The sequence below is a fragment of the Paenibacillus terreus genome (assembly GCF_042138595.1).
Taxonomy (GTDB): domain Bacteria; phylum Bacillota; class Bacilli; order Paenibacillales; family Paenibacillaceae; genus Paenibacillus; species Paenibacillus terreus.
In genome coordinates this window covers 87,344-98,866 of the sequence record NZ_JBHIRX010000019.1, presented here as the reverse complement: position 1 = coordinate 98,866, position 11,523 = coordinate 87,344, and the positions used below count along the sequence as shown (strand labels likewise).

Genomic DNA, 11,523 nt, shown 5'->3' with positions numbered 1-11,523 from the left:
TTATGCCTACCTTCCAACGCTCCTCGCATCCTGTCAGGCCCTGTAGAGGCGGAAACTATTAAGCTTTGCCCGCTCCGGCCTAATCTTGTGTTCGCACCCGGTCCAGTCAAGGTCGGAAGCCGTCGAATTTCAAGCTTGCAAGCAGGAGGAGGAACGTTATGCATGTTGCGCTCGTAAGCATGCCTTTTGCCTCGGCCTATCGGCCATCGATTGGGCTCGGTCTGCTCCAGTCCGGACTGCGCAGCCGTGGTATTGACTGTGATACCTTGTACCTGAATCTGAAGTTCGCAGCTCTGATCGGCTTGGAGGAGTATGACTGCTTTGCCGAAAACTCAACGTACCCGACCAATGCGCTGGCGGGGGATTGGATTTTCTCACAATCGTTATTTGATGGGGAAGATACGTTCGAACAATATAAGGATTATCTTATAACAACGTATTCCCGATTCAGAAGGAATTCCTCCAATAAAGGACAGGCTTTTCAGCGTCTGCTGGATGTGCGTGCCAAGGTGGACTCTTTTCTGGAGAGCTGCCTGGCCGATTATGACTGGACCCGCTACGATGTCATCGGTTTTACTACGGTATTTGAGCAAAATACAGCCTCCCTAAGCATGGCTAAACTTTTGAAATCCCGCTTTCCCGACAAATTGATCATCTTCGGCGGCTCCAATGTTGAGAGCCCGATGGGACTTGGGACTCTTCGCAATTTCAGCTTCATTGATGCGGTATGCTCGGGTGAAGGAGACCAATCTTTTATTTCCTTCATGGAGCGTCTCCGAGATACCGGGGATCCGGCGGCAAGTGCCGGTCCCGGCATTATCCTTCGCTCCGCGGTTGATGGACAACATCCGGAGCAGACGGCCTCTTCTCCGCCTATTCATGACATGAACTCTCTCCCTTACCCGGATTACGATGATTATTTTGCACAATTTGACGGGTTAGGCCTGCCTGATCACAAGACCAGACGCCGTTTTCTCTTTGAATCCTCCAGAGGCTGCTGGTGGGGACAAAAATCACACTGTCTGTTTTGCGGACTCAATGGCTCCACTATGAGCTTTCGCAGTAAGTCGCCAGAACGGGCTCTGGACGAAATCATGTATTTGAAAGAGCGGTACGGAAGGTATACGAATAAAGCGACAGCCGTGGATAATATCATAGACATGAACTATTTCAAGACGGTGCTTCCGGTCATCAGGGACAATGAGCTTGATCTTGACATGTTTTATGAAACAAAGGCGAACCTGACCAAAGAGCAAATCAAACTGTTCAAGGAAGCCGGATTCCATTACGTGCAGCCTGGCATTGAGAGTATGATCACATCCGTCCTGAAGCTGATGAAAAAAGGGGTAAGCATGCTCCAGAACGTCCGTCTGCTCAAATGGTGCTCCGAATACTCGGTCACGCCACTCTGGAATTTCCTGTACGGGTTTCCCGGCGAGAACGAATGGGAATATGATGCCGCTGCGGAGCTGATCCCGTCTTTGACCCACCTGACGCCCCCGGGAGGGACCGCACCCATCCGGCTTGACCGTTTCAGTCCGTACTTCATGAATCCCGAAGCCTACGGGATCCACAACATCCGTCCGCTTCGTTCCTATGAACTGATCTATCCTGCACTTCCTTCCGAACAGTTGGCACAGATGGCCTACCACTTTGATTTTGACTACACAGACGATCAAAACCCGTTTTCGTATACCTCTCGTATGCGCCAGGCTGTCCAGAACTGGCAGACCGAGCATGGGGAGAGCGAGTTCTTTTCCGTACTCAAGGATGACCGCATCATTCTTGTGGATACACGCTTTGCTTCCGGGCAGCCGACGTCTTTGCTTACATTTCATGAAACAGCGATATATCAAGCGTGCGACAATATGATATCTGTCCCGAACATCGTCATCCGCTTGCGGGAGCAGGGACTTACTGTCCATGAGGACGAGGTCAGGCATTGTCTGGAACGGTTTGTGGAGCGACGCTGGATGGTAACTGAGGGCGAGGTTTATTTGGCCCTGGCCGTTTCGCTGGGGACCTATACACCGAAGACAGCCGGACTGCAGCGTTTAAGGGAGCTGTCCGCCGCAAGCGAAAGGGGAGAGAATCAGCTTAGTGCCCTGTCCTGAAACCTTGGCATAACGTGGGATCACCCTTTGAGGAGGTGAGGATCAAAAAAACGGGTATGAACGTTATTCGGTAGGTAGCGCTGTCGGTCATTTTATTATCCACTTTATAACAAAGGAGAGATTGGAATGGCACAGGAGAAAAAACAGTTAACGCTCAGCCCGGAGGCATTTACGGTAAACAGTCAGGGAGAGGTGATCATCAGTGATTCGGCGCTGTCCGAAGCGCTGCTGGGAGCCGCCGAGGAGAACAAAATCGGAGAACAAGGGATTCAGGATGCCGTTAAGGTATCTGTAAGTGTGTCCATCTAACAAGCAGCAGTCTGAAAGATGCGGAAAGCGGGGGCCGCTTTACAAGCAGCGGCTCTGCCGCTTTTTGCGGTGCAGGGTCCATGTGATACCCATCCGGGGAAGGGAGTAGGATCATAGGATGTTCTCTGAGCTGGTGACTAAAGCTGTTTTTGAAAATTGCCTGCAGGTGACCATACGCAAAATACCCCATGCAAGAACAATGAATATCGGCGTATTTATCAATCATGGTGTCAAGAACGAAGAGAATCAGGTGAATGGCATCTCCCATTTTATTGAGCATGTGTCCTTTAATTATACGAATATGAACAGCCATGCCCGTCAGCTGCTGGGCGGATTAATGGACCGCGGCGCACTGTATGAGGCGTTCACTGGCAAGGAGATGACACGCTGTACACTGTCTGCCCAGCGGGAGTATCTGCCGATGATGATCGAATGTCTGGCCAGCATTGTCATGAACAGCAGCGTAAGTCCGGAGAGTCTGGAGCATGAGCGCAATATTATCCTTCATGAAGCGGAAAGCTATTTTTCCTCGGGCAGAATCAAGGAAGAGCTGGTGGAGCAAGCCCTGTGGGGCAACCGCTCTCTGGGGCAATTTGTGATCGGGAACCGAAACAATATTCTTGGCTTCAACCGGGAGCAGATCGAAGAGAGGCTTCATCACTACTACATTCCGAATAATACCCAAATGATTGTCCAGGGCAATGTGGAGCCTGAAGAAGTCATCGATCAGGTGGGCCGCCATTTTCGCGATTGGAAATACCAGGGGAAGCAGAAGGATGTGGTCATTGAAATCGAACCGAGCATCCTTGGCCTGCCTACTGCCAATCCGAGGGTAGACTTGAATATTTCCTTTGTGGGCGCTCCCTTTCATTCCCAGGAAAGGCAGCTGATGAATCTTCTGTCCGTCATTCTGGGCTCGGGGCTGAAGTCACGCCTGCATGTGGAGCTGCGGGAAAAGCGGGAGCTTGCCTATCTGGTCTTCTCCTATGCGCAAAGTTATGCGCTCAGCGGATATTTGAGCATCCAGGTGAACTGCCGCCGGGATCAGATCAAGGAGGTTTACGAGGCGATCTTATCCGTATTGGAGGAGTTGAAAACGGGTGCCGTTGGAGAGGAGGAGCTTCAGCGGGTGAAGGCGGCAAGAATTACAAACCTGATGCAGGTTCCCGGCAATGACGCCAAGCTGCTGCAGATTACGGGCCGTTACGCGCTTCTGAACAGAGACTTCTTCATTGATCTGGAGCGGGTCGAAATCGAGCGCCTGACCGCTGAAGAGCTGCAGTCGTTCGCTTGCGAGCTGTTCACTCAGGATCGTATGGCCCTGTCGGCCCTCGGGGTAGGCTCAGAGGAGCTGGCCATTTTACTGTAAGGAGGATGAATTCATGACGCCATCGCAATACGGCAGCGGCAGTGAAGTAGAGGGAAAACCGGAGCTTTTGGAGCGGCTTATTAAAGACAGGGGGCTGGAGGTTTTTTTGAGCATTATGGATAAACCTTCCACCGCTGGAGAGCTGGCCGACCGGCTCGGCTGTTCGAGGGCCAAAATGAATTATATTCTCGACAGCATGCTGAAGCAGGAATTTATTACTTTGCATTCAGAAAAAGTCAGCGGCGGAATTGTAGAGAAATGTTATTCCTCCAAGGCGGATACGTTTCACCTGCTGGTGGGCAGCAGCTACAGCGACTCGGAGCGGCTGTCCGCCGCCCTGTATATTCTCGGAGTCGTCAAAACAGCCCTGCTCACCAATATGAACCGGGGAGATCTCTTTCATATGGGTATGGTGCATGCGAAGGTGCCAGTCTCCCGGGTCGATGAGTACATGGCGAGACTTAAAGAGCTTCAGCAGGAGTTTGACGATGAAAATCTGGTTTCAAACGATCCGGATTGTGAATGGCATACGCTCGCTGTATCCATTTTCCGTGGCCCGACGCCCAGTAATTGAATCGGAAGGAGGACGGGGATGGATTCCCAGGAACCTCGGCAGGAAACTGTGTCTGATACCGGAAACAAAGCCTCCTACAAAGCGTTGTTTTCCATCCGCAATTACCGGCTGCTGCTGATGTCCCAGACGGTGTCGGTGATTGGGGACGGCGTCTATGCCATTGCACTGATTTGGCTGATGAAGCTCCTTACGGGAAGCGCCTTATGGATGTCCGTCCTGCTCGTTGCCGAAACGCTGCCGCTTATTTTGCTGGGAATGTTCGCTGGTGTCATTGTGGACCGCAGCAGCAAGCGGAAAATTCTGATTTGCTGTGATATTGCACGCGGGAGCATTATCGTACTGGTCATCCTGCTTTGGGCCACCGGGCTGCTGCAGCCGTACCAGTTGATCATGGCGGCTCTGCTGCTGTCATCCTTCACGGCATTCTTCGGTCCGGCCAGAGCGGTGACCGTCCGGAACGTTGTGCCTGACGCCTATATGTTTCAGGCCCAAAGCGTGTCACAGCTGGTACAGACCGTCGTTGGATTGACGGCTCCCGCGCTTGGGGCATTTCTGCTAACCTTTGGTACGGCTCATGCCTTCGGTTTTAATGCGGCTACATTTTTTATTTCCTGCTTGCTCCTGACGCTGGTACGGGATGAACGTATGACGGAACGGAAGGAAGAGAAGATGAGCTTTGCCAGTCTGGCCGCTGATTTCAAGGAAGGGCTGGATACGATTATGACGCAGCCTCTGCTGCGCAATCTGATTATTTACATTATGCTGATCAATTTCATGCTGTCGCCCACCGCACTGCTGTTTCCTCTTATGGTGAGTGATTCATCCGAGCTTGCGGTGCTGGAGATTTGCTTTTTTATCGGGATTGCCGCAGGCGCGGTAGTAACGGGACTCGTAAGAAGGTTGCCCTATATCGTCACCATGTCGATAGGCCTTGGTCTGCTGATGACCGGGCTGGGCATGCTGTTCTGGATTCGGGGGCTGGTATGGGAAGCGATGTTTGTGTTTGTCGCCGGGCTGGGCAGTCCGCTGGCCAATGTGACGCTGCAGACGCTGTTTATGCTTAAGGTGCCCCGGCCTGTGCTGGGGCGTGCGGCCGGCATGATGAGGGTGCTGACAGAAGGCTCGCGTCCGCTCGCGATGATGCTTACAGGCATGCTGTTGTCATGGATTCCTGTGAGGAGCTTTTTCGGCGTTGTGGGGATATTCGGGATTGTGGTAATTGTGCTGATGGTCTTGAACCCGGCCATTCGCAAGGATTCGGATGTGTCGGCATATCATCCGGCCGCTGCGGAGGCAGGGGCCACAACCAAGGAGGTTATGTAGCATGTTCAGATTTGTACAGCCGTCCGAAATGAAAAATGATTTTGTATATACCTTGATGGTGAAGCGCCGGATGGAGAAGCTGAAGCATTGTCTGCAGGCATGCGCGGAGCAGGATGGAGATCAGCCGCGCTGGGACAGCATGCTGGTCGAGGAGCATTACCGAGAGCTCATGCATCCTGTGCTGGTGAATTGGACGGACACCCGGTTGTTTCCCGCTTTTCAAGGTGCAGTTCCGGAAAAGCCTGTCAGGGAGCGGCTGCTGGAGGAATTTTCCCGCCTGGTCCTTATCCCTCTGTGGAAGCATCAGGAAGGGCCGGAAACAGCGGTGCTGCGGGCGGATGCGGAGGGTGTCGTGTATTTTCCGGGATGTATTACAGTGGTGGATCTCGGCGCGGAAGCGAAGGAGATGCGGGTTACATTTACCAGGACGGGTGAGATGGTAACAATATCCGCTGGGGAGCGGCAATTTGTGGTCGGGTTCTCCGAGCTGACCGGTGAAAAGGAGATAACCGCCCCGATACTGAGGCGGCTTGGCTGCTATGAGCATGGCGGCGTACAGTTCGGCGGCTCCGATCCGCTGATTGAAGCCTTTACGGAGCGGGAATTGCCGGAGATCATCCAGTCCTATGGCAGGGGAAGGCCGTCTCTGCCGCCAATCCGGTCCCTGTCGCTGGCGGATATGTGGTATTACGAGAAAGCTATGGACCTGATCCAGGCGGTCTGGCCGCAAATGTATCGGGAGGTGACTGCACATGTGAGGGCGGTGTACCTCCTGAATACCGGGGAGATCGGGGCAGTGACCATCAACCTGTTCCAGGGAGCGGTATTCATGTCTCACCGCAGCGATCTGATGTGGACAACGGAAAACCTGATTCATGAATTCGGCCATGCCCGGCTGGACCAGCTGTTTGAGCTGGATGATCTGCTGTTGAACAGCGCGGATGAGCGGTATCCTTCGCCCTGGCGGGAGGATTTGCGCCCGGTAAAAGGTATCCTGCACGGCCTCTTTGTGTTCGTGCGCATCGCGCTGTGGTATGAGCGGGTCGCAGAGGTCGTTCCGCATGCCGCGGATATCAGGGACAGAACGCAGCAGGTGCTGGCCCAAATCGGGCAGGCGCTGGATACTCTGCGGCAGCATGCCCGCTGGACGGCCCTTGGCGAACAGCTCTTCTCCGAGCTGTCGGAGCAGTATGACAGGCTGGTAAAGGCCGCTGCGGTATCTAACCATGCCGGCTCACCGGAAGGAAGCGCCGCGGCTGGTTGAGCTGCAGCAAAAGAGATATATGGCAGGGCTTTCGCGGATACAAGCGGTGAGAGGGAGACTACAGCAGGTAAAAACGGCGGGTATTGTTATGGAACAGCTGTCTGCCCTCTGCCTCGGCCATTCCATGGATGCCGCAGTACGCCCGAATGACGTCGGCCGTCATTCGCGGATGAGTTGTCTGCCCGCTGAAAGACCCTTCAAATGGCCACGGGCCGTCCGTTTCTGCCATCACTTGCGACGGAGGATACATTTCCGCTAATGCCCGGATCTCCGGCTCATACAGCAGGTCTGGCGTGAAAGAGATATAATATCCATTTCGGGCCATTCGCCGGGTAGTGGCTGGACTGCCCTTGAACCAATGGAAATGGGCCCTGGTGACCTGATGCCGTTCAAGCAGCGTGCAGGCGATATCCGCGTCCTCGTATACGGCGTGCAGCACCACAGACTTGTCGTGCTGTTTGGCAAACAGAATAAACCGCTCCAGAAGCTCAACATAACCGCTTTGGTCAAAAGAGCTTCCCTTTCTCACAGCTTCCTGGGCGGTGTAATAAGGCAGCCCGACTTCCCCTACGGCGATCATACGGTCCGCGTGGCGTTCCATCCAGCTGAACAATCGGTCCAGCTCTGCCGGGCCGGGTAAAGGCTGCTCGGGATGAAAGCCGAACGCCGGAAGGATCATGCCGGGCCGTTCGGAAGCAAGGCGCAAATTGGCTTCGCAGGACGGAAGATTCATGGAGACAGCAATGACCGCTTCCACGCCGTTCTCGCCCATGGAAGAGAGGAGAGCTTCCCGCTCTTCATCTGAATAGCTGTCCAGATGAATATGGGCGTCGATTAATGGGGCAAAGAGGCTCATACGGTGTCACCTTCCCATGCGGCTGTGATTTTCGCTTTTTCCTCCCGCATCCGGCGGCTCAATTCATGCTTCAGTTCCACAAAGTTCTGGTCTGCAGTTATATCCTCCTGCCGCGGCCTTGCAAAAGGAACATCCATCACCTGCAGCACCGATGCCGGTCTGGCGGACAGCACGTAGATGCGGTCGGACAGCAGCAACGCCTCCTCGATGCTGTGCGTAATGAACAGCACGGAACGGCGGTTGCGCTCCCACATCTGCAGCAGCCACTGCTGCATGTCCGCGCGTGTCAGTTCGTCCAGGGCACTGAACGGCTCGTCGAGCAGCATCAGCTCCTGCGGACTCAGCATGGCCCGCAGAAAGGCTGCGCGCTGCTGCATGCCTCCGGACAGCGTGTACGGATACGCATCGGCGAATTTGCCGAGCCCGACCTCGTCCAGCCGGCGGCGGGCTTCCTCGCGGGCTTCCCGGCGCGTCCCCTTGACCGAACCCGGCGCATTCTCCTGCCCGAGCAGGACGTTATCCAGCGTCGTTCGCCACGGGAACAGGGCGGGCTGCTGCGGCATGTAGCTGATCCGTCCGCGCGTCCCCGTTACATCCTCACCGTCCATATAAATATTCCCCTGATTCGGTGTCAGCAGTCCGCCGATCAGGTGAAACAGCGTGCTTTTGCCGCTGCCGGAAGGACCAAGCAGCGAGACGAACTCTCCGCGTTCCACGGTCAGGGAAATATTCTTCAGCACGGGGAGCTGATTTTTCCGCTGCCGGAAAGCGATGCTCACCCGATTTACATTCAGAGCTGCTTTTTCTCCGCCACCCATGCCGTTACTTTCTTTTCCATCCAGTTGGGGCTCTGCGGACAGACCATTCAAGATCATTTTCTCATACTCCTTCCTTCGCAGGCGGATTCCGTATGCCAAGCCGGTTTATTTCCTATTTTTGCTCAGGCCGCCATCTGATCAGCAGCCTTTCCATCAGCGCAATGATCAGGAACATGATCAGGCTGAGCGCAACAATAATGGCAATGGCGGCAAATACACGGTCCGTGCGATAGGCTGATTTTTGCAGCAGCATGTAATAGCCGATTCCTTCGCTCGCCCCGAGCCATTCGGCTACGATAGACCCCATCACGCTGTAGGTGGCCGCTATTTTCATGCCTGAAAACAGGGGAGGCAGCGCATGCGGCAACTCAAGCTTGCTGAAGATACGCATCCGGCTTGCGCCCGACATTTGCATATAGTTCATCATCAGCCGGTCCGTCTGCGTGAGCCCGTCCAGGGCCGCAACAACCACAGGAAAGAAGCAGACCAGCGTAATAACCATCAGCTTGGGCAGCAGACCGAAGCCGAACCAGATCATCAAGAGCGGTCCCAGTGCAATGGTGGGAATGTTCTGGCTCAGAATCAGCAGCGGGTACAAAGCCCGCTTCAGAAAAGGGACCAGGTGCAGCAGCACGGCCAGCAGCAGCCCGACGGCGGTGCCGATGGCAAAACCGCTCAGCGTAAGTTTGACGGTAGCCCAGGTATGCTGCGCCAGCAGGTCGGATTGCGCAGCTGCTTCGGAGGCAATGTCCGCCGGACTCGGCAGCATCCAGGGTTCAATATGCAGGAAGACCGCCGCCGCCTGCCATACCAACAAAAAGAAGAGGACCGCCACAACGGGCGGCCACACGCTTCTGAACACGGAATAGAGGCTCTCTTTCCGGCTCATGGACGGTACTTCTCGGTCAGCTTGTCCATGCTGATTCCACTTGGGTTGTGGGCAATTTTAATCTGGGAAATCACACTTGGAATTCCCGCTTCAGTGAGCGCTGTGTGCATCTCCTTCACGACGTTCAGCAGTTCGTCCAGCTCGCCCTCCATGGTCGTCTCCAGCGGATTGACCTGATGTTTGACGCCTGAGCGCTGGATCACCTCGATCGCTTTGTCGACGTAAGGAATGGTGTCCTCTCCGCCGGGGGTTTTGGGAATCACCTGAATACTCAACAATGTGCTAGCCATGGAAAACCGTCTCCTTTCCGGGTCAAATCAGGATTTGCCGTCTTCCGGCAGGAAATCATTGGTGAAGGCTTTATCAGCCTCCAGTGGCTTGTCAAGCAGCTTGCGTTCATACATCCAATCGGCATAGTTCTTCCAAACCTCCGCCTTCTGGATGCCCCACTGCGGAGCATCGTCCTGGTAGCGCGGGCTCAGCCATTTCTGGCTTGCCAGTACAAGCTCTTTATCCAGCTCGGGCACGGCTTTCGATAGAACTTCCGCCGCCTTTTCCGGCTGGTCAATGGCATATTGATAGCCTTTGGCCGTGGCACTCATGAACGCTTTTACAAGCTCGGGGTCATTTTTAATGGTATCTTCATTTGTAACGATGACCGGTGTGTAATAGTCCAGACTCTTGGAGTAGTCCTTGACATATAGCATATCAAGCTGCTCACCGCGCAGCTCGGCTTCAATTCCTGTCCATGCATAGAAAATCCAGGCGAAATCGATATCACGCTTGACTGCAGTGAAGTAATCCGCATTACCCATGTTGATGTTTTGGACCTTGCTGACATCGCCACCATCCAGCTCCATAATGGATTTCATGACAGCCTCCTCAACCGGGGAGCCCCAGCCGCCGTATTTCTTGCCTTCAAAATCCTTCGGGGACTTGATGCCGCGATCCACTGGCGCGGCAAAGCCGGACGTATTATGCTGAATCACGGCCGCAATGGAGACGAGCGGAACGCCCTGTGTGCGAGCCTGGGTCACGCTTTCCTGATAGCTGATGCCGAACGGAACCGCATTGGAGGCGACCATCTGATCCGCGCCGCCTTCTCCGGGCTGTACAATCTCCACATTCAGACCGGCTTGTTCATAGTATCCCTGGTCTTTGGCCACATACAAGCCGGTATGGTTGGTGTTGGGGGTCCAGTCCAGCACCACCTTTACGTCTTTCAGCTTTCCGGTTGCCGAACCGCCGCCGCCGGAAGGTCCGGAAGCATTCGTATTCTGTGGAGCGGACGATTGCCCTCCGCAGGCTGTCAGAATCAGGAGCAGGGAACATACCGCGCCAAGGCCCCATTTTTGCAAAGAAAACATTTTTTCTTCTCCCCTCTTTATTACCCGTGCTCTTCCTGCAATGCTTGTCATCTGCCGTGATCCTGCAAAAAAAGCGCCCCGTTGTCCGGGGCGCCTGTAATCTACCAAAGGAAAGGATGACGATGCCAAAAAGGCATGTCACTCTATTGCGATTCCTACGCTGGCATTACCCAGATCAGGTTGTAAGGGTCAGTGTCTGGGGACACAATCTCAGCCGGCCGATTCCAGCACCCCTGGCATGTTGTATGAAGGAGCATCAAGACGGCAAGCCGCTGCCTGGATGCGTCCGCATTGTTGAAGATTTTGCGGGTTCAGTAATGATGAACTAACGTTGATTATATGCCTTCCCGCCCGGAGTGTCCAGAGGGGGGAGTGGGCGATTTAACGGACCCGGGGTGGGCACCGCCTTCCTTTGGGTTACAATATGTTACATTAACTTACACAGAGCCGTGGTTTGGGATAAAAACTCTATTCATTTTCTCATGCTTCGATTAGAATGAGAATCAATCAGGTGATTTTTTTATGATAAGATTTACAAGAGGTGTGCATAGATTTTACATACACAAATTACAATCATTGCTTGTGGGTCTTGCCTTCTGCCTATGCAGGGATAAATCGCCTGATTATTTTTTAGATTATA

11 protein-coding genes and 1 riboswitch are annotated in these 11,523 nt (G+C 54.0%); of the genes, 6 read left to right on the top strand and 5 right to left on the bottom strand.

All coding sequences use genetic code 11. From position 1 onward, the window contains the following. Window positions 1–158: 158 nt before the first annotated feature. From ACE5KN_RS25710 to ACE5KN_RS25685, 6 genes are all read left to right on the top strand, one after another. Window positions 159–2,114, top strand: coding sequence for a RiPP maturation radical SAM C-methyltransferase (locus tag ACE5KN_RS25710; protein ID WP_375526326.1), 1,956 nt, complete (start codon window positions 159–161; stop codon window positions 2,112–2,114). Window positions 2,115–2,240: 126 nt separating this feature from the next. After that, complete coding sequence (locus tag ACE5KN_RS25705) at window positions 2,241–2,423, top strand: hypothetical protein (protein WP_355325691.1); 183 nt, start codon at window positions 2,241–2,243, stop codon at window positions 2,421–2,423. Window positions 2,424–2,541: 118 nt separating this feature from the next. Then, window positions 2,542–3,792 (top strand): M16 family metallopeptidase, encoded by a 1,251-nt coding sequence (locus ACE5KN_RS25700; protein WP_375533183.1) that lies wholly within the window; start codon window positions 2,542–2,544, stop codon window positions 3,790–3,792. 13 nt (window positions 3,793–3,805) lie between these two features. After that, window positions 3,806–4,366 carry a hypothetical protein gene (locus ACE5KN_RS25695; RefSeq protein WP_375526324.1) on the top strand — a complete coding sequence of 187 codons (561 nt, stop codon included), beginning with the start codon at window positions 3,806–3,808 and terminating at the stop codon, window positions 4,364–4,366. Between the two features lie 18 nt (window positions 4,367–4,384). Then, entirely contained in the window at window positions 4,385–5,689 is a 1,305-nt protein-coding gene (locus tag ACE5KN_RS25690; RefSeq protein WP_375533182.1) for an MFS transporter, read from the top strand. A gap of 1 nt (window position 5,690) precedes the next feature. Beyond that, entirely contained in the window at window positions 5,691–6,953 is a 1,263-nt protein-coding gene (locus tag ACE5KN_RS25685; RefSeq protein WP_375526322.1) for an aKG-HExxH-type peptide beta-hydroxylase, read from the top strand. A gap of 58 nt (window positions 6,954–7,011) precedes the next feature. Here ACE5KN_RS25685 and ACE5KN_RS25680 read toward each other — a convergent pair whose 3' ends face one another. From ACE5KN_RS25680 to ACE5KN_RS25660, 5 genes are all read right to left on the bottom strand, one after another. Beyond that, entirely contained in the window at window positions 7,012–7,809 is a 798-nt protein-coding gene (locus ACE5KN_RS25680) for a TatD family hydrolase (protein WP_375526321.1), read from the bottom strand. Further along, window positions 7,806–8,627 carry an ABC transporter ATP-binding protein gene (locus ACE5KN_RS25675; RefSeq protein ID WP_375526357.1) on the bottom strand — a complete coding sequence of 274 codons (822 nt, stop codon included), beginning with the start codon at window positions 8,625–8,627 and terminating at the stop codon, window positions 7,806–7,808. The genes ACE5KN_RS25680 and ACE5KN_RS25675 overlap by 4 nt, the downstream gene beginning before the upstream one ends. Window positions 8,628–8,739: 112 nt before the next feature. Continuing rightward, a complete protein-coding gene (locus tag ACE5KN_RS25670) occupies window positions 8,740–9,516 on the bottom strand; it encodes an ABC transporter permease (protein WP_375526320.1) in 777 nt (258 codons plus the stop codon). Next, complete coding sequence (locus ACE5KN_RS25665; protein ID WP_375526319.1) at window positions 9,513–9,806, bottom strand: MTH1187 family thiamine-binding protein; 294 nt, start codon at window positions 9,804–9,806, stop codon at window positions 9,513–9,515. The genes ACE5KN_RS25670 and ACE5KN_RS25665 overlap by 4 nt, the downstream gene beginning before the upstream one ends. Before the next feature lie 27 nt (window positions 9,807–9,833). Further along, window positions 9,834–10,883, bottom strand: a complete 1,050-nt coding sequence (locus ACE5KN_RS25660; RefSeq protein ID WP_375526318.1) for an ABC transporter substrate-binding protein — start codon at window positions 10,881–10,883, stop codon at window positions 9,834–9,836. A gap of 134 nt (window positions 10,884–11,017) precedes the next feature. Beyond that, window positions 11,018–11,128, bottom strand: a riboswitch (TPP riboswitch). Between the last annotated feature and the right edge of the window lie 395 nt (window positions 11,129–11,523).

Excerpts from the sequence above, each read along its gene's own strand:
- ACE5KN_RS25665 (WP_375526319.1), bottom strand. The coding sequence starts at position 9,806 with ATGGCTAGCACATTGTTGAGTATTCAGGTGATTCCCAAAACCCCCGGC.
- ACE5KN_RS25695 (WP_375526324.1), top strand. The coding sequence starts at position 3,806 with ATGACGCCATCGCAATACGGCAGCGGCAGTGAAGTAGAGGGAAAACCG.
- ACE5KN_RS25690 (WP_375533182.1), top strand. The coding sequence starts at position 4,385 with ATGGATTCCCAGGAACCTCGGCAGGAAACTGTGTCTGATACCGGAAAC.
- ACE5KN_RS25685 (WP_375526322.1), top strand. The coding sequence starts at position 5,691 with ATGTTCAGATTTGTACAGCCGTCCGAAATGAAAAATGATTTTGTATAT.
- ACE5KN_RS25700 (WP_375533183.1), top strand. The coding sequence starts at position 2,542 with ATGTTCTCTGAGCTGGTGACTAAAGCTGTTTTTGAAAATTGCCTGCAG.
- ACE5KN_RS25670 (WP_375526320.1), bottom strand. The coding sequence starts at position 9,516 with ATGAGCCGGAAAGAGAGCCTCTATTCCGTGTTCAGAAGCGTGTGGCCG.
- ACE5KN_RS25705 (WP_355325691.1), top strand. The coding sequence starts at position 2,241 with ATGGCACAGGAGAAAAAACAGTTAACGCTCAGCCCGGAGGCATTTACG.
- ACE5KN_RS25680 (WP_375526321.1), bottom strand. The coding sequence starts at position 7,809 with ATGAGCCTCTTTGCCCCATTAATCGACGCCCATATTCATCTGGACAGC.
- ACE5KN_RS25675 (WP_375526357.1), bottom strand. The coding sequence starts at position 8,627 with ATGGGTGGCGGAGAAAAAGCAGCTCTGAATGTAAATCGGGTGAGCATC.
- ACE5KN_RS25660 (WP_375526318.1), bottom strand. The coding sequence starts at position 10,883 with ATGTTTTCTTTGCAAAAATGGGGCCTTGGCGCGGTATGTTCCCTGCTC.
- ACE5KN_RS25710 (WP_375526326.1), top strand. The coding sequence starts at position 159 with ATGCATGTTGCGCTCGTAAGCATGCCTTTTGCCTCGGCCTATCGGCCA.